Below are 19,894 nucleotides of genomic sequence, written 5' to 3' on the forward strand. Positions count from 1 at the left end.
TGCGGTGCGTACTCAACCGACACCGCCGAGCAGCGGCACGAAACTCACGAGGCCGAGCGACTCGCGCACCCAGCCGTCCTCGCCGGCGCGGATGCGCAACAGCGTCTGGCGACCGGCCGGGCCGACCGGCGCGACGAGCGTGCCGTGCGGGGCGAGCTGGGCCAGCAGCGCCTGTTCGACTTCGGCGCCCGCGGCGGTGACGATGATCGCGTCGAACGGTGCGTCGTCGGGCCAGCCGAGGCGGCCGTCGTCATGGCGCGAGCGCACGTTGGCGATGCCGAGCTTGCGGAACAGCCGCCGCGCGTTGCGCAGCAGCTCCTCGATGCGTTCGACTGTGTAGACCTTCTCGACGAGTGCGGCGAGCACCGCGCACTGGTAGCCCGATCCGGTGCCGATCTCGAGCACGCGCTTCGGAAGGCCGTGCTCGATGAGTGCCTCGGTCATGCGCGCGACGACGTGCGGCTGCGAGATCGTCTGGCCCTGCCCGATCGGCAGCGCGGTGTCCTCGTACGCGCGCGTGGCCAGCGCCTCGTCGACGAACAGGTGGCGCGGCAGCGAGCGGATCACGTCGAGCACGCGGCGGTCGGCGATGCCGTCCTCGGCCAGGCGCTCGACGAGACGGTCGCGCGCACGTTGCGAGGTCATGCCGAGACCGCGCGCCTCGGGGACGTGACGCGCGAATCCCGTCATGCGGCGTCGCTCCGCAGGTTCAGCGAGCCGACCCAGCCGCTGACCTTGTCCAGCGCCTGGTAACGCGTGAGGTCGACGTGGATCGGCGTGATCGAAACGAAGCCTTCGCGCACCGCGTGGAAATCGGTGCCGGGACCGTCATCCTCGGCTTCGCCGGCCGGGCCGATCCACCAGACCGGACGACCGCGCGGATCGGTCTGCTTCACGCACGGCGCCGAGCGATGCCGACGCCCGAGGCGCGACACCGACAGGCCGCGGATCTGCGACCACGGCAGGTCCGGGACATTGACGTTGAGGATGGTGTCGGCCGGCAGCGGATCGACAAGCAGCTTGCGCATGAGCAGCATGACCGCGAGCGCGGCCGACTCGTAGTGCTCGCCGACGTGGTCCTTCGTGACCAATGACACCGCAATCGCGGGCAGGCCCAGGAAGCGGCCTTCCATCGCGGCCGACACGGTGCCCGAATAGATGACGTCATCGCCGAGGTTGGCCGCACTGTTGATGCCGGACACGACGATGTCGGGCTCGTGGTCGAGCAGGCCCGACAGTGCGAGGTGCACGCAGTCGGTCGGCGTGCCGGCGACGCGATAGCGGCCGTCCTCGAGCTGCGTCACGCGGATCGGCTGGTCCAGCGTCAGCGAGTTGCTCGCGCCGGAGCGGTCGCGGTCCGGCGCGACGACGACGACGTCGCCGACCGCGCGCAGATGCTGCGCGAGCACGTGGATGCCGGGCGCTTCCACGCCGTCGTCGTTGCTGACCAGAACACGCATTGCCTGCCTTCCTGCGGGCGCGCGAACCCTGACGGCGCCGCGCCCGTACTGTCGCGGCGCTGCGCGACGTTGCCTGTCGGATGATGCGGAATCATAGCGGATTCGGCCTGCCCTCTGAACGCCGTCGCGGCGAAACCGGTGGGCTTTCCACCCTGCGGAAGGTTGCGCGCGCGCGATTTGCCCACGTCTGGCGCGTTGCGGCATGCCGCCGCTCGCACACCTCGGTACGTCGTGCAGACGTCCACGGTGGCGCACAGGACCGGATGCCGCGATGTTCAGCGCCGACGACGCTGCGGCATGCAGGGACCTCTTGCGGCGCCGCGCCGCGACCCCGACCATCGGACACGATGAACGAGCGTTTCCGTCCCCGTCCGCGCAAGGCTGCCGATCCCGTCGTCAGCGTCGACGACGCCGAGCTGTTCCGCTCGGCGATCGGGCGCGTGCGGCCGATCGCCGAAAGGGCCGACACGGCGCCGCGCGCCGAACCTCCCGCGCCCGAAGCACGCCAGTTCGAACTCGACGAGGCGCGCGTGCGCGACGAACTGCTCGACAACGTGTTCGATCCCGGCGACATCGAGGTCGGCGACGAGATCCACTACCTCCGACCGGGCTTTCCCGAGCGCGTGCTCAAGCGGCTCAGGCGCGGTCACTACTCGATCCGCGCCGAGATCGACCTGCACCAGATGACCGCGGCGGTCGCCCGCGACGCGATCAAGGCCTTCCTCGACGAAGCGATCGCCCACGACGAGCTGTGCGTGCGCATCGTGCACGGCAAGGGCCTGCGCTCGTCGTCGCGCGGCCCGGTACTCAAACGCCTGACCGAGCAGATCCTCCGCCACCGCGGCGACGTGGTGGCGTACGCCTCCGCCCTGCCGGCGCAGGGCGGTACCGGTGCGGTTCTGGTCCTGCTGCGAGGCGATTGAGCCTCGACCTCAGTTCGAGATCCCGTTCTGCACGGGCACACGCTTGGTCGGCAGGTTCACCCAGTAGGTGTTGATGCCGCGCCGCATCGCCCAGGTATTGACGATCTCGACCTTCTGCTGGTCGACGACCTGCTTGTCCGCACGCGCGATGCCGGAGCCACCCGTGCTGGCGCAGGCGGACAGCCCGAGCATCAGTCCTGCTGCCACAAAAAGCCCGAAGCGCTTCATGACGACCTCCGCTGGTGGTGCGGAACGACCGCGCGGCATGCACGATGCACCGCAAGAGGACTATAGGCGCGGGTGCAAGCCCCGGGGGCATGGCGGAATCGAACCGGCGGCCGCGGTTCGGCCGTTCAGGCGAGCGCCTGGCCGCCGTCCGTCGCGCAGAGCTCGCGCACGAGGGTCGTCGCGAATGCGCCGGAGGGCAGCCAGAAGGCTAGCTGCCAGGTCGAGGGTTCCTCGTGCCGAACGTCGAAATCGACCGGGAACAGGCGCAGGCTGCGACGCTCCTGGCGCAGGTCGGCACCGGCCAGACCTTCCGCGAAGGAGGGCTCGAGGCTCGCCGCGGCGGTTTCGAGTTCGCGCACGACAGCCGCCGTACGCAGCTCGCCACGCCCCCACATCGGACCGGTCGGATCGATGTCGTGATCGGCGAGTCGCGCGAGCAGCGTGTCGTCCAGCGGTTGCGGGCCGAAGATCGAGTGCGTGCCGGCGAGCATCCACACCTCGCCCTCGAGCGCCGCATTCCAGGTGCCGTCGGCGACACGACGCGCGAGCACGGCGTTGAACAGCCACGAGCGTGCCGCCGAGAGCGCGAAGCCGCGCTGGCTGCGCCCCATGCGTCGCCCCGCGAACAGCGCGCGCGCGCGCTCGAGGTTGTCGCCGTCGCGACCGAAACGCTGCTCGCCGAAGTAGTTCGGCACGCCCTGCGAAACGATGGCGTCGATCACGCGTCGTGCATCGTCGGCATCGCCCTCGACGTCGCGCAGGCGGATCACGAAGCGGTTGCCGCGGTGCGCGCCGCGCTTGAGCTTGCGCGTATGCCGGGTCGCCTCGAGGACACGCACGCCCTCGATGTCCAGCGACGACCAGTCCGGATCGACCCGACCCGGCAGATGGATCGAGAACGTCTGCCGCGTCACCGCATGCCGATCCTTGAGGCCGCTGAAACCCACCGCGGTCGGATCGAGGCCGAGCAGCGCGGCGAAACGGTCGGCGACCCACTCGGTGTTGGCCTCACGCTTCTCGATGCGCACGAACGCGTGCTCGCCGCTGCCCGAGAGCTCGAATCCGAGATCCTCGTCGACCTCGAAATCCTCGGGGGTCGCACGCAGCGTACCGCGCAAAGGCGGACCGCCATGGGCGTACGGCAGCGCGCTCATGGCGCGGTGTCGAGGTCGAGGCGCGCGACCAGCGAGCGCAGGTCGGGATCGTCCGCAGGTTCGACGGCCGAAGGCGTGCGCGCACGCTGAAGCAGCACGACCGCGAACGCGGCGATGCCCTCGCCCCGCCCGGTGAAACCGAGCGTCTCGCTCGTCGTCGCCTTGACGCTGACGTCGCCGAACGCGCAGCCGAGATCGGCGGCGAGATTGCGGCGCATCGCCTCGGCGTGCGGGCCGATCTTCGGCCGCTCGCAGACGACCGTGACATCGGCGTTCGCGAGCGCGTAGCCGTGCTCGATCATGAGCGCCGCGCAATGCAGCAGGAAATGCCGGCTCGACACGTCACGCCAGCGCTCGTCGCTGGGCGGGAAATGACGGCCGATGTCGCCGAGCGCGAGTGCGCCGAGGATCGCGTCGCACAGCGCGTGGATGACGACGTCGCCATCGGAGTGCGCGACGAGGCCGTGCGTGTGCGGGATCGTCACGCCGCCGAGCACGACGTGCGTGCCGGGTCCGTATGCGTGGACGTCGATGCCTTGGCCGATGCGCATGGTCGTGGGAGAGCGGTCGCGGGAACGGGACGCGAACGATACTCGCTGGCGGCCCCGCTGGCGTGAAATTTCACGGAGCGGAGCATCCGGAGCTTGCCCACCACAACGCAGCTCGCGAGCAGGACCAGCCGGTCGAAGCCGGCCGGCGGCATGCCGAACCGCACACGCGAATCCGACTCAGGCGCCGCGCCGCGCCAGCAGCATTTCCGCGAGCACGCGGTCGGGCGCCGTGGTGACCTTGAGGTTGTCGTCGTGGCCCTCGACGAGCAGTGGCGCGAATCCCGTGCGCTCCATCGCCATCGCCTCGTCGGTGACGATGACGCCGTCGGCACGCGCCCGGCGCAGCGCCGCGGCGAGTTCTCCCCTGCGGAACAGTTGCGGGGTCAACGCACGCCAGCGTGCCTCACGCGGCTCGGTCGCCTGCACGCGCCCGTCGGCATCGGCACGCTTGAGCGTGTCGCGCAGCGGCGCGGCGAGCAATGCGCCGCCCGCGGCGGAACCCTCGTCGACGAGACGCGCGATGTCGTCGGCACGCACGCAAGGCCGCGCGGCATCGTGGACGAGGACGAAGTCGGTTTCCGGCACGAGGCCATCGAGCGCATCGAGGCCGGACAGCACCGAGTCGGCACGCTCGCTGCCGCCCGTGGTGATGCGCACGGGCTTGCCGAAGATCGTGGCCGGCGACCACCAGCGCGCGTCGTCGCGCGCGAGCACCACCATGAGACCGGCCACCCGCGTGCTCGCGGCGAGGGTCTCGAGCGTCCACTGCAGCAACGGACGCCCCGCGATCTCGACGTACTGCTTGGGAATCTCGCCGCCGAAGCGCGCGCCGCGCCCGGCCGCGACGACGATGCACCACGCCGTCATCCGCAGGCGCCGTACGTGAAGCGCCCTGCCACGTGCATCACGGCTTGCGCGCCGGCGCCGCGGGAGCGGACGCCCCGGGTTCGACGACCTGGTAGAACGTCTCGCCCGGCTTGACGAGGCCGAGCTCGGAGCGCGCACGCTCCTCGATCGCCTCGTCGCCGTGCTTGAGGTCCTCGACCTCGGCCGACAAGGCGTCGTTGCGCAGCTTGAGCTTGTCGTTCTCGGCCTTCTGGTCGGCGACGCGCAGCTCGAGCAGGCGCACCTCGGCCACGCCGCCCTGACCCGCCCACAGTTTCACCTGCAGGGCGATGATCAGGACGATCAGGATGAGGGCGACGTAGCGCAGCATGGCGCGCAGCCTACTCCGAAGCGGTGCCGGTGTCAGAAGCCTGGAAGGTTCGGGAAGGCCTTACGGCCCGCGTACACGGCCGACGCACCGAGTGCTTCCTCGATGCGCAGCAGCTGGTTGTACTTGGCCACGCGGTCGGAGCGGCACAGCGAGCCGGTCTTGATCTGCGTCGCCGCGGTCGACACCGACAGGTCGGCGATCGTCGTGTCCTCGGTCTCGCCCGAACGGTGCGAGATCACGGACGCGTACTTCGCCTTCTCGGCCATCGCGATCGCGTCTAGCGTCTCGGTCAGCGTGCCGATCTGGTTGACCTTGATCAGGATCGCGTTGGCGATGTGCTTGTCGATGCCTTCCTGAAGGATCGCGGTGTTGGTGACGAACAGGTCGTCGCCGACCAGCTGCACGGTCTTGCCGACCTTCTCGGTGAGCAGCTTCCAGCCGTCCCAGTCGCCTTCGGCCATGCCATCCTCGATCGTGACGATCGGATACTTCGCGGTCCAGCCGGCGAGGAAGTCGGCGAACTGCTCCGGCGTGAGCACCTTGCCCTCGCCTTCGAGATGGTAGGCGCCGTCCTTGTGGAACTCCGAACTCGCCACGTCGAGGCCGAGCCAGATGTCCTTGCCGACCGCGTAGCCGGCCTTCGTGATCGCCTCGAGAATCGTCTCGACAGCTTCCTCGTTCGAACGCAGGTTCGGCGCGAAGCCGCCCTCGTCGCCGACCGCGGTGTTGAGGCCGCGGCCCTTGAGCACGGACTTGAGCGCGTGGAACACCTCGGTGCCCGAGCGCAGCGCCTCGGCGAAGTTCGGCAGGCCGATCGGCAGGATCATGAACTCCTGCATGTCGACGTTGTTGTCGGCATGCGCGCCGCCGTTGATGATGTTCATCATCGGCACCGGCAGGCGCGCAGCACGGTCACCGGCGAGATACTTCCACAGCGGCAGCTTGCGCGAAGCCGCCACCGCATGCGCGTTCGCGAGCGACACGCCGAGCAGCGCGTTCGCACCGAGCTTGCCCTTGTTCGGCGTGCCGTCGAGCGCGATGAGCTTCGCGTCGAGACCACGCTGGTCGGCCGCGTCGAAACCCTTCAGCGCCTGCGCGATCGTCGTGTTGACGTTGGCGACGGCGTTCTTCACGCCCTTGCCGAGATAGCGCGCCTTGTCGCCGTCGCGCAGCTCGACGGCCTCTCGCGAACCGGTCGACGCACCCGACGGCACCGCGGCGCGGCCGAACGAACCGTCGGCGAGCGTGACCTCGGCTTCGAGCGTGGGATTGCCTCGGGAGTCGAGGATTTCGCGGGCGTGGATCGAGGTGATCGTCATGGGTCAGGTCAGTCCGGCAGTGGGTTGATGATTCGAAGCCATCCACGGAGAGGTGGTCGACGGGGTCGTTGTTGACGCGCAACGCGCCTTCATATCCCGCTTGCGTTCACGCCATCGGCCGACGCGGATCGCCGATGAAGATCGGTGCGGGAGGTCGTGCATCGCGCAGGGCGGAAACAAAGGCAAGACGCACCCGAACCAACATTGCATGTTTCCCCCGCGCCGAGGACGGTCAGCCCTCGACCGAAAGCGACTGCTTGGACAATGCGTCCAGCTGCGTCAGCACGCGCAGCAGCGCCTCCATCTTCCCGAGCGGCCACGCATTCGGCCCGTCGCTGAGCGCCTTGTCGGGATCCGGATGCGTTTCCATGAAGATGCCGGCGATGCCGACCGCGACGGCGGCGCGCGACAGCACGGGCACGAACTCGCGCTGGCCGCCGGACTTGCCGCCCGCACCGCCCGGCAGCTGCACCGAATGGGTCGCGTCGAATACGACAGGGCAACCCGTGTCGCGCATGACCGCGAGCGAGCGCATGTCGGAGACGAGGTTGTTGTAGCCGAAGCTCGCACCGCGCTCGCACACCATGATCTGCGGGTTGCCCGTGGTCTTGGCCTTGTCGGAGACGTGCTTCATCTCCCATGGCGAGAGGAACTGGCCCTTCTTGATGTTGACCGGGCGGCCGACGCTGCACGCCTTGAGGATGAAGTCGGTCTGGCGGCACAGGAACGCCGGCGTCTGCAGCACGTCGACGACCTCGGCGACCTCCTCCATCGGCGTGTACTCGTGCACGTCGGTGAGCACGGGCACGCCGATCTGGCGCTTGACCTCCGACAGGATGCGCAGGCCTTCGGCGATGCCGGGGCCGCGGTGGCCCGTGATCGACGTGCGGTTGGCCTTGTCGAAGCTCGACTTGTAGATGAAGGGCACGCCGAGGCGCGACGTGATCTCCTTGAGCTGGCCGGCGGTGTCGAGAGCGAGCTGCTCGCTCTCGATCACGCACGGGCCGGCGATGAGGAACAGCGGCTTGTCGAGGCCGACCTCGAAATCGCAAAGCTTCACGCGGTGGCTCCGATCTTGGCCGGCACGACGGTGTCGTTCGACGGCGCGTTGCGCACGGCCTTGTACTCGCGCGCGGCGCGGATGAAACCGACGAACAGCGCATGGCCGTCGCGCGGCGTCGAGGTGAACTCGGGATGCGCCTGGCAGGCGACGAACCACGGATGGTCGGCGAGCTCGATCATCTCCACGAGCAGGTCGTCCATCGACTTGCCCGAGATGACGAGGCCGAGGTCCTCGAGCTTCTGGCGGTAGCGGTTGTTGAACTCGTAGCGGTGGCGATGGCGCTCGCGCACGACGTCCTGGCCGTACAGCTCGCGCGCGAGCGTGCCGGCCTTGAGGCGACATTCCTGCGCGCCGAGGCGCATCGTGCCGCCGAGGTCGGAGCTCTCGTCACGCTTCTCGATCTCGCCCGTGCTGGTCGTCCATTCGGTGATCAGCGCGATGACGGGATCCTTGCAGTTGCGGTCGTTCTCGCTCGAGTTGGCGTTCTCGAGGCCGGCGACGTTGCGCGCGAACTCGACCACCGCGGCGTGCATGCCGTAGCAGATGCCGAAGTACGGCACGCGGTTCGTGCGCGCGAAATTCGCCGCGCCGACCTTGCCCTCGAAGCCGCGCTTGCCGAAGCCGCCCGGCACGAGCACGCCGTCGATGTCTTTCAGGGCCTCGCCGCCGCGGCGCTCGATCTCCTCGGACTCGACCCAGCGCAGGTTGACCTGCGTGTGCTGCTTGAGGCCGCCGTGGCGCAGCGCCTCGCCGAGCGACTTGTAGGCGTCCTTGTGCTCGACGTACTTGCCGACGATCGCGATGTTGACCTCGTCCTTCGGGTTGGCGATCGCATCGACCGTGCGCTGCCACTCCGAGAGGTCGGCCGGCTTGGCCTTGAAGTTGAGGCGCTCGAGGACGATGTCGTCGAGCTTCTGCTGGTGCAGCCACAGCGGCAGCTGGTAGATGATGTCGACGTCGACCGCGCTGATGACGGCCTTCTCGGGCACGTTCGTGAACAGCGCGATCTTGCGGCGGTCCGACTGCGGCAGCGGCTGCTCGCAGCGGCACAGCAGCACGTCGGCCTGGATGCCGATCGAACGCAGCTCCTTGACGGAGTGCTGCGTCGGCTTGGTCTTGATCTCGCCGGCAGCCTTGATGTACGGCACCAGCGTGAGGTGCATGAACATCGACATCTCGGGGCCGTGCTCGATGCGGATCTGGCGGATCGCCTCGAGGAACGGCAGCGACTCGATGTCGCCGACGGTGCCCCCGATCTCGACCAGCGCGACGTCGAAGCCGCTGGTGGCCTCGTAGATGCGGTGCTTGATCTCGTCGGTGATGTGCGGGATCACCTGCACGGTCGCGCCGAGGTAGTCGCCGCGGCGCTCCTTGGCGATCACGCTCTCGTAGATCTTGCCCGTCGTGATCGAGTTCTTGCCGGTCAGGCGCGTGCGCATGAAGCGCTCGTAGTGGCCGAGGTCGAGGTCGGTCTCGGCGCCGTCGTCGGTGACGTACACCTCGCCGTGCTGGAACGGGCTCATCGTGCCCGGATCGACGTTGATGTACGGATCCAGCTTCATCATCGTCACGCGCAGCCCGCGCGCTTCGAGGATCGCGGCCAGCGACGCGGCGGCGATGCCCTTGCCAAGCGAGGACACGACGCCACCGGTCACGAAAATCAGGGGGGTCATCACGGGGGTTCCGCAGGAAAACGCTATTCTACCGACTCGTCGCGCGCGCCGCGACTGGTGGGGCCTGCGCACCGCCCTAGCCCGCCCGGCTTCGCGGCGTTCCGCCACAGGCTCAGCCCTTTGGTGCCGAGGCCTCGTCCGGAAGCCTGCGGAACACCAGCGCCGACAGTGCCGTCAACGTGCCGAGGCACAGGAACGTGGCCTGGAACGCCGGCAGCACCACGCTGCCGCCCGTCGCCGCGCCGCTGCCGCCGCCGAACAGCGCGAGCAGCCCGCCCGCGATCGCCGCGCCGAAGCCCATCGCGAGCATCATCATCATCGACAACGCGCTGTTGCCGCTGCTGGCAAGGCCGCGGTCGAGGTCGCGCAGCGCGATCGTGTTCATCGCCGTGAACTGCAGCGAATTGACCGCCCCGAACGCGGCGAACTGCGCGACGAGCCAGGCCACCGGCGTGTCCGGCGTGATCGTCGCGAAGCCCGCCATCGAGGCGCCGACCAGTACCGTGTTGACGACGAGTACGCGGCGGTACCCGAAGCGCCCGATCAACGCGACGGCCGGGCGCTTGATGACGAGGCTCGCGAGCGCGACCGGCACCATCATGAGGCCGGCCTGCGAAGCCGGGAACCCGAGCGCGACCTGCAGCAGCAGCGGGATCATGAGCGGCATGCCGCTGCTGCCGAGCCGCGACAGCAGGTTGCCGCCGATGCCGACGCGGAAGCTCGGCACCTTCAGCAATGCTGGCGGAAACAACGCGTTCTCGACCCGACGCGCGTGCCGCGCGTAGAGACCGATCAGCACGACGCCCGCAGCGAGCACGACGAGCAGCATCACGCGCGCCTGCGGGCGCAACGGCAGGCCATCCAGCGCGAGCATGACCGCGACCATGCCGGCCGCGAGCAACACGTAACCGACCGCGTCGAAACGCAGCACGGTGGGCGGACGCAGGTCCGGCATGATCTTCCAAGCCGCGAGCAGCCCGAGCATGCCGATCGGCAAGTTGATCAGGAAGATCCAGTGCCACGAGGCGACATCGACGAGCCAGCCGCCGAGCACGGGACCGATCATCGGACCGACGAGTCCCGGCATCGTCACGATGCTCATCGCGCGCAGGAAATCGGCCCCCGGGAAGCGTCGCAGCACGGCGAGTCGACCGACCGGCAGCAGCATCGCGCCGCCGACGCCCTGCACCACGCGCGCGGACACGATCTGGGTCAGGTCCTGCGCTGCGGCGCACGCGAGCGAACCGGCCGTGAACAGTGCGATCGCCGCCATGAACACGCGGCGCGTGCCGAAGCGGTCGGCGAGCCATCCCGACGCCGGGATCAGGATCGCGACCGTCAGCGAGTACGCGATGACCACGGCCTGCATGCGCAGCGCCGGCTCGCCGAGTCCGGCCGCCATCGCCGGCAACGCCGTGTTGACGATCGTCGTGTCGAGCATCTGCATGAACACCGCGGTCGCGACGAGCCACAACAGCGGTTCGCGAGAGGGGGATCGGGCCGGTTCCATGCGGACGGAGTTGCCTTGCGGTACGTGCACGACGAGCGCACCCGCGCATGATCGGGCTTGGTACGCGCATTGCAAAGCTCGCCGACGCGCGGCGGTCGACGGAGCGACGCGTTCAAAGGATCGGCCATCCCGGCATCTCGCTGCCGAGGGCATCCGGTCACCAACCTGAACGCGATGTCAGTTGTCGACGGGAGCGACGCCGGGATGTGTCAATTTCAGTTACTGTGCGACACCCCGACCGATCGGGAAGCGGACCGGGGGCCGTGTGCGCCGTGTGCGCGCGGCGACCAGGAGGGTTCCGCATGATCGGGCGCTTCGGTTGTTTCGCATTCCTCGCCATCGCGATGGCCGGTCGCGCCGACGCCGCCGCGTTCGAGGCCGTCGTCCATGACGCTGCCGGCGCACCGCTCGCCGATGCCGTCGTCTCGCTCGTGCCCGCCAGCGGCCCCCTCAAGGCCGCCGCCGGCAAGAAGGCCTCGATCGACCAGCGCGGCCTGCGCTTCGTGCCTTCCGTGCTGGCCGTGCAGACCGGCACCGAGGTGCAGTTCCCGAACAGCGACCAGGTGCGCCACCACGTCTACTCGTTCTCGCCTGCGAAGACGTTCGAGTTGCGCCTCTACAAGGATCACCCGACCTCGCCGGTCACCTTCGACCGTGCCGGCGTGGCCACGATCGGCTGCAACATCCACGACTGGATGATCGGCTACGTGGTCGTCGTCGACACGCCGCATTTCGCGCTCACGGACGCCACGGGGCAGGCACGCATCGACGGCGTTCCACCGGGCGAGTACCTGCTTTCGGCATGGCAATCGCGGTTGTCCGGCGCCGCTCCGGAACCGATCCGCGTGTCCGTCACCGCCACGCCGGGCACGCCGCGCGACATCGCGCTCGTCGTGGGTCCCCCCGCGCCGGAACCTGCGCCGCCGAGCGAACTGGAGCAGAAGTTCCGGCGATTCCAGAAGAGCCCCGATGCCGAAGGGTAGTTACCGCTCGCGCCTCGCGGCGCTGCTGCTCGGGCTTGTCGCGCTCGTGCAGTTCCCGACGTTCGTGTCGGTGTACTTCGCCACTCACGGCAACGCGATCGACCAGGCCAAGGCGCGCCTCGAGGTCGGCGCGCGCGTGTTCGAGCGCCTGCTCGCGAGCCGCAAGACGCAGCTCGCCGACGCGCTCGGCGTCGCCGCGTCGGATTTCGGCTTCCGCGAAGCCGTCGCCACGCGTGACGGCGCGACCGTGCAGTCGGTACTGATCAACCACGGCGCGCGCATCGGCGCGAGCTTCGGCCTCATCCTCGATCTGGACGGCAACGTCACCACGAGCACGAGCGGCATCGCCGAGCGCGGCATCCGCTCGTTCGAGGGCCTGCTCGCGCATGCCGATGGAAACGGCGTGGCCGGCGGCCTGCTCGCGAGCGACGGCGAGCCCTACCAGGTCGTGCTCGTTCCCGTGCGGGCGCCGCAGCGCATCGGCTGGGTCGGCATGGGTTTCCCGATGAACGACGAGCTCGCCCGACAGCTGCGCACGCTGACGCGGCTCGAAGTGAGTTTCGCGGCCCGCGGCGCGAACGGCCGCAACGTGCAGTCGACGCTTCCCGAGACGGCTCGCAACGCCCTCGCGTCTCGCCTGGCCGACGTCGCCGGCGACAGGCGATCCGGCGTCACATGGGATCTCGAAGGCCATGACTACCTGACCCACATCGCGGTCCTCGATGCGGACGCGGCGATCGATGCCGTGCTGCAGATCCCGATGAGCGAGGTCCTCGAACCCTTCCACCAGCTCAACCGCCAGCTCCTTGCGATCTCGACGCTCTCGTTCCTGCTGTCGGTCGCCGGTGCCTGGCTGCTCGCGCGTGGCGTGACGCGCCCGGTGGAGCAGCTCGCCGACGCGGCACACCGCATCGAACGGGGCGAGTACGGCGGCCAGCTCGACACCTCGCGCAGCGACGAGTTCGGCCGGCTCGCCCAGGCATTCAACGGCATGCAGCGCGGCATCGCCGATCGTGAACACCGCATCACCCATCTCGCCTACCACGATGCGCTGACCGACCTTCCCAACCGCGTCAACATCGAGCGCCAGCTCATCCACGCGATGGAGCCGGGCTCCGGCGTCGACCGCATCGCGGTGCTGGTCGTCGACGTCAATCATTTCAAGGAGATCAACGACACGCTCGGCCATCCGATCGGCGACCGCCTGCTCGTCAACGTGGGCCGCCGCCTGCGCGACAGCGTCGACCCGGGCGACGTCGTCGCACGCCTCGGCAGCGACGAATTCCTCGTCATGCTGCTCAACCGGGACGTCGCCCACGCGCAGACGCTTGCCGCGCGGCTCGTGCGACGCATGGCGGCACCGGTCCTGCTGGGCACGATGGAGCTCTTCCCGAGCATCAGCATCGGCATCGCCCTGTTCCCCGAGCATGCGGGCACGGCCGAGGACCTGCTGCGCCGCGCCGACATCGCGATGTACGACGCCAAGCATGCGCACGCCTCCGTGCACATGTACATGAGCGGTCGCGATGCGCTGCACCTTCGCCGACTGTCGCTCGTCAACGACCTGCGTCGCGCGTCGGCGAACGAGGAATTCGAGGTCCACTACCAGCCCAAGATGGATCTCGCCACGGGCCGTATCACGGCCGTCGAGGCGCTCGTGCGCTGGCGCCATCCGCGCGAAGGCATCATCCCGCCCGACGAATTCATCCCGCTCGCCGAGCATTCCGGCAGCGTGCACCTCGTGACCGAATGGATGCTGCGTCGCGTGATCGCGCAGCGCCAGGCGTGGAAGCATGCCGGCATCGACCTCGACGTCGCGATCAACATCTCGGCGATGGACCTCACCTCGGACAACCTCGCCGCGCGCCTGCAGGCCTGCCTGAGCGAAGCCGGCGCCGATCCTTACGGCCTGATCCTCGAAGTCACCGAGAGCGCGATCATGCGCGACGCCGTGCGCGCGCTCGAGATGATGCGTCGCCTGCGCATGTGCGGGGTACGCCTCGCGATCGACGATTTCGGCACCGGCCATTCCTCGCTTTCGCAGCTCAAGCGCATGCCGGTCGACGAGCTCAAGATCGACAAGTCGTTCGTGATGGACATGGCCGAGGACGCCGACGATGCCGTGATCGTGCGCTCGACGATCGAGCTCGGCCACAACATGGGACTCAAGGTCGTCGCCGAAGGCGTCGACGATTCGCGCACGCTCGATCTCCTCGAGGCATGGCATTGCGACATGGCGCAAGGCTTCCTGATCAGCCGACCGTTGCCGGTCCCCGAGCTCGAGATCTTCATCGCGCGCGCCGCGGCGCGCGCGGCTTCCACCCTGGCGATTCCTCCATGACCACGACATCGCGCACGTTCGCACGCGCCCTCACGCTCGTCGCCGCGTGCGCGGCCTTCACGCCCGCAGTGCAGGCGGAAACCGGACGCCTGCTCGCCACCGGCGGCGCCAGCCAGCTCGAGGGCGCCGCGGGCGGCGGCCTCGTGCCGTGGGCCGTGCTCGCCGGCTACGCGACGCGCGACGGCTACGGCGCCACCGCCTACGCGACTCGCGTCGAGGTCGACGACTACGCGCTCGACAGCCGTGGCGTGGCGTTCACGGCGCGCAACCGCATCGAGGTGTCGGTCGCGCGCCAGCGCTTCCACCTCGGCACGCTCGGCGACGCGCTCGGCATGCCCGGCGCGACGATCAGCCAGGACATCGTCGGTGCGAAGCTGAGGATCGCCGGCGACGCGATCTACACGCCCTGGCCGCAGCTCTCGCTCGGCGTTCAGCGCAAGAAGAACCGCGATTTCGGCGTGCCATCCGCGGTCGGCGCGCGCGACGACCATGGCACCGACGTCTATCTCGCCGCGACCAAGGTGTTCCTCGGTGGCGCGGGCGGCTACAACCTGCTCGTCAACGGCACGCTGCGCTCGACCGAGGCCAACCAGCTCGGCATCCTCGGCTTCGGTGGTGATCGCGGAGGACGACGCGTCGTCGGCGAAGCCTCGGTCGCCGTGCTCGTCGATCCCTCGCTCGCGTTCGGTGTCGAATACCGCCAGAAGCCGGACCATCTCGCGTTCGCGCGCGAGGACGCGTTCCGCGACGTGTTCGTGGCGTGGTTCCCCAACAAGCACCTCGCCGCGGTCGCCGCCTGGGCCGACCTCGGCTCGGTCGCCACCCTCGACGACCAGCGCGGCTGGTACCTCTCGCTGCAGGCCAGCCTGTGAACGCACCGAACCGACTCGTCCTGCTCACCCTCGCCATCGTGCTCGCGCTGGCCGGCTGCGCCACGCCACGCCCCGCGCCGACGCTCTACGAGCAGTTCGGCGCCGAACCGGGACTCGCCGCGCTCGTCGACGACCTGCTCGAACGTTTCGCCGACGATCCACGCGTCGGCGTCAAGTTCGCCAACACCAACATCCCGCGCTTCCGCCGCCTGTTCATCGAGCATCTCTGCCAGATCATGGACGGCCCGTGCACGTACACGGGCGACCGCCTCGCGGAAGCCCATCGTGGCCTGTCGATCGACGAAGGCACGTTCAACGCCGTCGTCGAACACCTCATCGACGCTATGGATGCGCAGCACATCCCCACGCGCGCCCAGAACCGCCTCATCGCCAAGCTCGCCGCGATGCGCAAGGACGTGATCTACAAGTAGAGGCTGGGGTCAGGTTCATTTTCCCGCACGGGTGCACGCATCGCTCACGTCCCGCATCGGGAAAATGAACCTGACCCCGGGTTTGCTCCCCGCATGCCGCGCGTGCTTGCCAGCCCGCCACGATCCGGCCACCATGCGCGGTCCCCGATCGCCCGCCCCGCACGATGAGCAGTCGCTACAACGCCGCCGATATCGAAGTCCTCTCCGGCCTGGATCCGGTCAAGCGCCGTCCCGGCATGTACACGGACACCGCGCGTCCGAACCACCTCGCGCAGGAAGTCATCGACAACTCGGTCGACGAGGCCCTCGGCGGCCACGCCAAGACCATCGACGTCACCGTACACGCCGACGGCTCGGTCAGCGTCGCCGACGACGGCCGCGGCATGCCGGTCGACATCCATCCCGAGGAAGGCATCCCCGGTGTCGAGCTGATCCTCACGCGCCTGCACGCGGGCGGCAAGTTCTCCAACCGCAACTACGAGTTCTCGGGCGGCCTGCACGGCGTCGGCGTGTCGGTCGTCAACGCGCTGTCGACGCGCGTCGAAGTCACCATCAAGCGCGATGGTCAGGTCCACCAGATGGCGTTCCGCGACGGCGACCGCGCAAGCGAGCTCGCCGTGATCGGCACGGTCGGCAAGAAGCAGACCGGCACCACCGTGCACTTCTGGCCCGATCCGAAGTACTTCGATTCCCCGCGCATCTCGATGCCGCGCCTCAAGCACGTGCTGCGCGCCAAGGCCGTGCTCTGCGCCGGCCTCACCGTACGCCTGACCGACGAGGCCAGCGGCGAGAAGGAGACCTGGTTCTACGAGGACGGCCTGCGCGACTACCTGCGTTCGATGGTCGGCGACGCCGAACGCCTGCCCGCCGAGCTCTACGTCGGCGCGCAGAAGCGCGAGAAGACCGCTGTCGATTTCGCGATCGCGTGGCTGCCCGAGGGCGAGCTCACACAGGAAAGCTACGTCAACCTGATCCCGACCGCGCAGGGCGGCACGCACGTCAACGGCCTGCGCACGGGCCTGACCAACGCACTGCGCGAGTTCTGCGACTTCCGCAACCTGCTGCCGCGCGGCGTCAAGCTCGCGCCCGAGGACGTCTGGGACCGCCTGAGCTTCGTGCTGTCGCTGCGCATGCAGGAGCCGCAGTTCTCGGGACAGACCAAGGAGCGCCTGTCCTCGCGCGACGCCGCGGGCGTCGTCGAGTCGGCCGCGCACGACGGTTTCTCGCTTTACCTCAACCAGCACGTCGCGGTCGGCGAGAAGATCGCCCAGCTCGCGATCGAGCGAGCGGCGATGCGCCTCAAGGCCGAGAAGCAGATCGTCCGCAAGAAGGTCACGCAAGGCCCTGCTCTTCCGGGCAAGCTCGCCGACTGCGCGTCGAGCGACCTCTCGCGCACCGAGCTGTTCCTCGTCGAGGGCGACTCGGCCGGCGGCTCGGCACGCCAGGCGCGCGACAAGGATTTCCAGGCGATCCTCCCGCTGCGCGGCAAGATCCTCAACACCTGGGAAGTCGAGTCGACCAGCGTGCTCGCCTCGCAGGAAGTGCACGACCTCGCCGTCGCGATCGGCTGCGATCCGGGCAAGGACGACATCGCCGGCCTGCGCTACGGCAAGGTCTGCATCCTCGCCGATGCCGATTCGGACGGCCTGCACATTGCCACGCTGCTGTGCGCGCTGTTCCTGCGCCACTTCCCCGCCCTCGTGCGCGAGGGCCACGTGTTCGTCGCGATGCCGCCGCTGTTCCGCGTCGACGTGGGCAAGCAGATGTTCTATTGCCTCGACGAGGCCGAGCGCGACGCCACGCTCGAGCGCATCACGCGCGAAAAGCTGCGCGGCGCGGTCAGCGTGACGCGCTTCAAGGGTCTCGGCGAGATGAACCCGTCGCAGCTGCGGGAGTCGACGATCAACCCCGATACGCGCCGCCTCGTCCAGCTCACGGTCCCCGACCCGGCCGAGGACGACGACGGCACGCGCAAGCTCATGGACATGCTGCTGGCGAAGAAGCGCGCGAGCGACCGCAAGAGCTGGCTCGAGGAAAAGGGCGACCTCGCCTCGCTCGACGTCTGACGACGAGTCCCCTCAGGTGCCGGCGAAGTGCACGCCCACGCGTGCACCGCCGCCGGGTGCCGTCGAGATCGTGATGCCCGCATGGTGCCTCGCGGCGATCTCGCGGGCGATCGCGAGCCCGAGCCCGCAGCCGTCGCCGGGTGCTCCATCGCGACGCCAGAAGCGTTCGAACACCTGCTCGCGTTCCGCTTCCGGAATACCCGGACCGTCGTCGTCGATGACGACGACATGCGGAGCGTCACCGACACGCAGCGTCACGACGCCGCCGCGGCGACCGTAGCGCAGCGCGTTGTCGACCAGATTCGTGACCAGCTCGCGCAGCAGTTGCGGTTCGCCGCGCGGAAGGCGTGCGTGCTCGGGCCCTTCGTAGCCGAGATCGACATCGCGCGCGAGCGCGGCATCGGTGTAGTCGTCCAGGACATCCCGCGCGATCGCCGCGAGGTCGACTTCACGCATCTCCAGCGCCACCTCGGCGGAAGCCTCGGAGCGGTTGAGCATGAGGATCTGGTGGGTCACGTGGCGCAGCCGGGTCACCCCGTCGAGGACATGGGCGAGCGCCGCGTCGCGCGCATGGCCCTCGGGTTCGCGCATGCTGCGTTCGAGCTGCACCTGCAGGGCGGCCAGCGGCGTGCGCAGCTGGTGCGCGGCGTTCGCGACGAAACGCTGCTGCGCATCCTGTGCGGCCGCCAGACGTGCGACGAGATCATTAAGCGCGTGCGCGAGCGGCCACAGCTCGCGCGGGCTGTCGCCGAGCACGTCCACCGGAACCAGCCGACTCGCGTCGTGCTCGGCCAGGCGGCGCGCGGCGCGGTTCGCCGCACGCACGCCGGCGCCGACACCGGACCACACGAGCGCGCCGGCGATCACGAGCACGAGCAGCTGCAGCGGGATGCTCGACACGAGCAGTTGCCCGGCGAGCGCCTCGCGCTTGCGCAGGGTCTCGGCCACGCGCACGGTCACCGCTTCCTGCGCCGCATCGCCACGCGCCACGGCGACCTGCACGATGCGCGCACGCTCGCCGTCGACGACCGCGTCGTAGAACACGCGCGCGTCCTCGTCCGCGTCGACGCGCGTGGGCGGCGGTATCTCCACGCTGCCGAACAGCGTCCCGCCCGCGGATTCCACCGTGCCGTGGATGCGGTCGATCGTGTCCCATTCGAACATGCGCAGGGTCGGCGGCGCGATCTCGAGATGGGCGCGTCCCGCATCGTCGTGGTGCACGAGCGTGGCCAGCGACATCGCCGAGTCCCACAGCCAGCGGTCGTAGACCTTCTCGGCGTAGTGGCGTGCGAGCGCGTAGGATGCGATCGCGCTCGCCACCATCAACAGCAGCAGCGGCAACCACAGCCGCCGCAGCAGCAGGCCGCGCAGGCTCGGTACGCGCTCAGGCGTCATCGCGAGCCTCGATGCGGTAGCCGAGGCCACGCAGCGCGCGCACGCCTACGCCGGCGCGAAGCCCCTCGAGCTTGCGCCGCAAGCGGCTGACGTGCACCTCGATCACCGACAGGTTGGCGCCGGCCTCCCAGGTGTAGACGGCATCGAACAGCTGCTGCTTGGAGACGATGCGCCCTGGCCGGCGCAGCAGCGCCTCGAGCAGCGCGAGTTCGCGCGCGGTGAGTTCGAGGACCTCCCCGTCGACGCTGGCCGTGCGCGTCGCCACGTCGAACGCGAGCCTGCCGATCTGCAACGCGTCGCCACCCGAGCCGGCGCGACGCAGCAACGCGCGGATGCGCGCCTCGAGTTCGCCGAGCGCGAAAGGCTTGGCGAGGTAGTCGTCGCCGCCGCTGTCGAGGCCGCGGATGCGGTCACCGACACCGTCACGCGCGGTCAGGATCAGAACGGGCGCGGTACAGCGCGCGCGTCGCAACGCCGCGAGCAGGTCGAGGCCGTCGACATCGGGGAGGCCGAGATCGAGCACGACGAGATCGTAGGACGTCGCCGCGACGGCAGCCAGCGCCGCACGGCCGTCGGCAGCGTGATCGCAGGCGTGCCCCGACTGGGCGAGTGCGTGCACGAGGCCGTCGGCGAGTTCGCTGTCGTCTTCGATGAGCAGGAGGCGCATGGCAAGGTTCGCGCAAGCTTCGGGCAAGTGAACGGCAAGCCG

The 19,894-nt window shown here is 69.2% G+C and carries 18 protein-coding genes and 1 pseudogene; 6 read left to right on the forward strand and 13 right to left on the reverse strand.

The annotated features are described in order from the left end of the window. Positions 1-12 precede the first annotated feature (12 nt). Complete coding sequence (locus ACQQ2N_RS19365) at positions 13-690, reverse strand: protein-L-isoaspartate(D-aspartate) O-methyltransferase (RefSeq protein WP_440223215.1); 678 nt, start codon at positions 688-690, stop codon at positions 13-15. Then, positions 687-1,460: a 5'/3'-nucleotidase SurE gene (surE, locus tag ACQQ2N_RS19370; protein WP_440223216.1), complete on the reverse strand. Its 774-nt coding sequence runs from the start codon at positions 1,458-1,460 to the stop codon at positions 687-689. The genes ACQQ2N_RS19365 and surE overlap by 4 nt, the downstream gene beginning before the upstream one ends. Before the next feature lie 347 nt (positions 1,461-1,807). On the opposite strand from surE, the gene ACQQ2N_RS19375 reads away from it, so the two are divergent. Then, positions 1,808-2,383 carry a Smr/MutS family protein gene (locus ACQQ2N_RS19375; protein ID WP_440223217.1) on the forward strand — a complete coding sequence of 192 codons (576 nt, stop codon included), beginning with the start codon at positions 1,808-1,810 and terminating at the stop codon, positions 2,381-2,383. A gap of 9 nt (positions 2,384-2,392) precedes the next feature. Here ACQQ2N_RS19375 and ACQQ2N_RS19380 read toward each other — a convergent pair whose 3' ends face one another. The 9 genes and pseudogenes from ACQQ2N_RS19380 to mdtD form a co-directional block, all read right to left on the reverse strand. Then, positions 2,393-2,611 carry a hypothetical protein gene (locus ACQQ2N_RS19380; RefSeq protein ID WP_440223218.1) on the reverse strand — a complete coding sequence of 73 codons (219 nt, stop codon included), beginning with the start codon at positions 2,609-2,611 and terminating at the stop codon, positions 2,393-2,395. Positions 2,612-2,736: 125 nt separating this feature from the next. Further along, entirely contained in the window at positions 2,737-3,765 is a 1,029-nt protein-coding gene (gene truD, locus ACQQ2N_RS19385) for a tRNA pseudouridine(13) synthase TruD (protein WP_440223219.1), read from the reverse strand. 83 nt (positions 3,766-3,848) lie between these two features. Further along, a pseudogene (gene ispF, locus ACQQ2N_RS19390) lies at positions 3,849-4,316 on the reverse strand (2-C-methyl-D-erythritol 2,4-cyclodiphosphate synthase); the annotation flags it as partial. A gap of 177 nt (positions 4,317-4,493) precedes the next feature. Continuing rightward, positions 4,494-5,183, reverse strand: a complete 690-nt coding sequence (ispD, locus tag ACQQ2N_RS19395) for a 2-C-methyl-D-erythritol 4-phosphate cytidylyltransferase (protein ID WP_440223220.1) — start codon at positions 5,181-5,183, stop codon at positions 4,494-4,496. A 37-nt stretch (positions 5,184-5,220) separates the two neighbouring features. Then, a complete protein-coding gene (gene ftsB, locus ACQQ2N_RS19400) occupies positions 5,221-5,532 on the reverse strand; it encodes a cell division protein FtsB (protein WP_440223221.1) in 312 nt (103 codons plus the stop codon). Positions 5,533-5,564: 32 nt separating this feature from the next. After that, complete coding sequence (gene eno / locus ACQQ2N_RS19405) at positions 5,565-6,851, reverse strand: phosphopyruvate hydratase (protein ID WP_440223222.1); 1,287 nt, start codon at positions 6,849-6,851, stop codon at positions 5,565-5,567. A gap of 232 nt (positions 6,852-7,083) precedes the next feature. Further along, a complete protein-coding gene (gene kdsA / locus ACQQ2N_RS19410) occupies positions 7,084-7,911 on the reverse strand; it encodes a 3-deoxy-8-phosphooctulonate synthase (RefSeq protein WP_440223223.1) in 828 nt (275 codons plus the stop codon). Then, positions 7,908-9,587, reverse strand: coding sequence for a CTP synthase (locus tag ACQQ2N_RS19415; protein ID WP_440223224.1), 1,680 nt, complete (start codon positions 9,585-9,587; stop codon positions 7,908-7,910). The genes kdsA and ACQQ2N_RS19415 overlap by 4 nt, the downstream gene beginning before the upstream one ends. A gap of 112 nt (positions 9,588-9,699) precedes the next feature. Continuing rightward, on the reverse strand, positions 9,700-11,097 hold the full coding sequence (gene mdtD / locus ACQQ2N_RS19420) for a multidrug transporter subunit MdtD (protein WP_440223225.1): 1,398 nt from the start codon (positions 11,095-11,097) through the stop codon (positions 9,700-9,702). 302 nt (positions 11,098-11,399) lie between these two features. Here mdtD and ACQQ2N_RS19425 point away from each other — a divergent pair, with 302 nt between their 5' ends. The 5 genes from ACQQ2N_RS19425 (at position 11,400) to parE (ending at position 17,790) form a co-directional block, all read left to right on the forward strand. Then, on the forward strand, positions 11,400-12,080 hold the full coding sequence (locus tag ACQQ2N_RS19425) for a methylamine utilization protein (protein ID WP_440223226.1): 681 nt from the start codon (positions 11,400-11,402) through the stop codon (positions 12,078-12,080). After that, positions 12,067-14,421 carry a putative bifunctional diguanylate cyclase/phosphodiesterase gene (locus ACQQ2N_RS19430; protein ID WP_440223227.1) on the forward strand — a complete coding sequence of 785 codons (2,355 nt, stop codon included), beginning with the start codon at positions 12,067-12,069 and terminating at the stop codon, positions 14,419-14,421. The genes ACQQ2N_RS19425 and ACQQ2N_RS19430 overlap by 14 nt, the downstream gene beginning before the upstream one ends. Beyond that, a complete protein-coding gene (locus ACQQ2N_RS19435) occupies positions 14,418-15,293 on the forward strand; it encodes a DUF3034 family protein (RefSeq protein ID WP_440223228.1) in 876 nt (291 codons plus the stop codon). Before ACQQ2N_RS19430 ends, ACQQ2N_RS19435 begins: the two co-directional genes overlap by 4 nt. After that, positions 15,290-15,724: a group I truncated hemoglobin gene (locus ACQQ2N_RS19440; protein WP_440223229.1), complete on the forward strand. Its 435-nt coding sequence runs from the start codon at positions 15,290-15,292 to the stop codon at positions 15,722-15,724. The genes ACQQ2N_RS19435 and ACQQ2N_RS19440 overlap by 4 nt, the downstream gene beginning before the upstream one ends. 164 nt (positions 15,725-15,888) lie before the next feature. Beyond that, a complete protein-coding gene (parE, locus tag ACQQ2N_RS19445) occupies positions 15,889-17,790 on the forward strand; it encodes a DNA topoisomerase IV subunit B (protein WP_440223230.1) in 1,902 nt (633 codons plus the stop codon). A gap of 12 nt (positions 17,791-17,802) precedes the next feature. Here the strand turns inward: parE and ACQQ2N_RS19450 are convergent, their stop codons facing one another. Further along, the gene (locus tag ACQQ2N_RS19450) at positions 17,803-19,185 is read right to left on the reverse strand and encodes a sensor histidine kinase (RefSeq protein ID WP_440223231.1); all 1,383 of its coding nucleotides are present in this window, start codon (positions 19,183-19,185) and stop codon (positions 17,803-17,805) included. Next, on the reverse strand, positions 19,175-19,852 hold the full coding sequence (locus ACQQ2N_RS19455; RefSeq protein ID WP_440223232.1) for a response regulator: 678 nt from the start codon (positions 19,850-19,852) through the stop codon (positions 19,175-19,177). The genes ACQQ2N_RS19450 and ACQQ2N_RS19455 overlap by 11 nt, the downstream gene beginning before the upstream one ends. Positions 19,853-19,894: the final 42 nt, after the last annotated feature.

It is taken from the genome of Dokdonella aquatica (genome assembly GCF_051987395.1).
GTDB lineage: Bacteria > Pseudomonadota > Gammaproteobacteria > Xanthomonadales > Rhodanobacteraceae > Dokdonella.

What these genes read in the sequence shown, in the direction of transcription:
- ACQQ2N_RS19415 (WP_440223224.1), bottom strand. Translation starts at nt 9,587, where the DNA reads ATGACCCCCCTGATTTTCGTGACCGGTGGCGTCGTGTCCTCGCTTGGC.
- parE (WP_440223230.1), top strand. Translation starts at nt 15,889, where the DNA reads ATGAGCAGTCGCTACAACGCCGCCGATATCGAAGTCCTCTCCGGCCTG.
- ACQQ2N_RS19450 (WP_440223231.1), bottom strand. Translation starts at nt 19,185, where the DNA reads ATGACGCCTGAGCGCGTACCGAGCCTGCGCGGCCTGCTGCTGCGGCGG.
- ispD (WP_440223220.1), bottom strand. Translation starts at nt 5,183, where the DNA reads ATGACGGCGTGGTGCATCGTCGTCGCGGCCGGGCGCGGCGCGCGCTTC.
- ACQQ2N_RS19380 (WP_440223218.1), bottom strand. Translation starts at nt 2,611, where the DNA reads ATGAAGCGCTTCGGGCTTTTTGTGGCAGCAGGACTGATGCTCGGGCTG.
- ACQQ2N_RS19375 (WP_440223217.1), top strand. Translation starts at nt 1,808, where the DNA reads ATGAACGAGCGTTTCCGTCCCCGTCCGCGCAAGGCTGCCGATCCCGTC.
- ACQQ2N_RS19425 (WP_440223226.1), top strand. Translation starts at nt 11,400, where the DNA reads ATGATCGGGCGCTTCGGTTGTTTCGCATTCCTCGCCATCGCGATGGCC.
- ACQQ2N_RS19435 (WP_440223228.1), top strand. Translation starts at nt 14,418, where the DNA reads ATGACCACGACATCGCGCACGTTCGCACGCGCCCTCACGCTCGTCGCC.
- ACQQ2N_RS19430 (WP_440223227.1), top strand. Translation starts at nt 12,067, where the DNA reads ATGCCGAAGGGTAGTTACCGCTCGCGCCTCGCGGCGCTGCTGCTCGGG.
- ACQQ2N_RS19365 (WP_440223215.1), bottom strand. Translation starts at nt 690, where the DNA reads ATGACGGGATTCGCGCGTCACGTCCCCGAGGCGCGCGGTCTCGGCATG.
- truD (WP_440223219.1), bottom strand. Translation starts at nt 3,765, where the DNA reads ATGAGCGCGCTGCCGTACGCCCATGGCGGTCCGCCTTTGCGCGGTACG.
- ftsB (WP_440223221.1), bottom strand. Translation starts at nt 5,532, where the DNA reads ATGCTGCGCTACGTCGCCCTCATCCTGATCGTCCTGATCATCGCCCTG.
- surE (WP_440223216.1), bottom strand. Translation starts at nt 1,460, where the DNA reads ATGCGTGTTCTGGTCAGCAACGACGACGGCGTGGAAGCGCCCGGCATC.
- ACQQ2N_RS19455 (WP_440223232.1), bottom strand. Translation starts at nt 19,852, where the DNA reads ATGCGCCTCCTGCTCATCGAAGACGACAGCGAACTCGCCGACGGCCTC.
- eno (WP_440223222.1), bottom strand. Translation starts at nt 6,851, where the DNA reads ATGACGATCACCTCGATCCACGCCCGCGAAATCCTCGACTCCCGAGGC.
- mdtD (WP_440223225.1), bottom strand. Translation starts at nt 11,097, where the DNA reads ATGGAACCGGCCCGATCCCCCTCTCGCGAACCGCTGTTGTGGCTCGTC.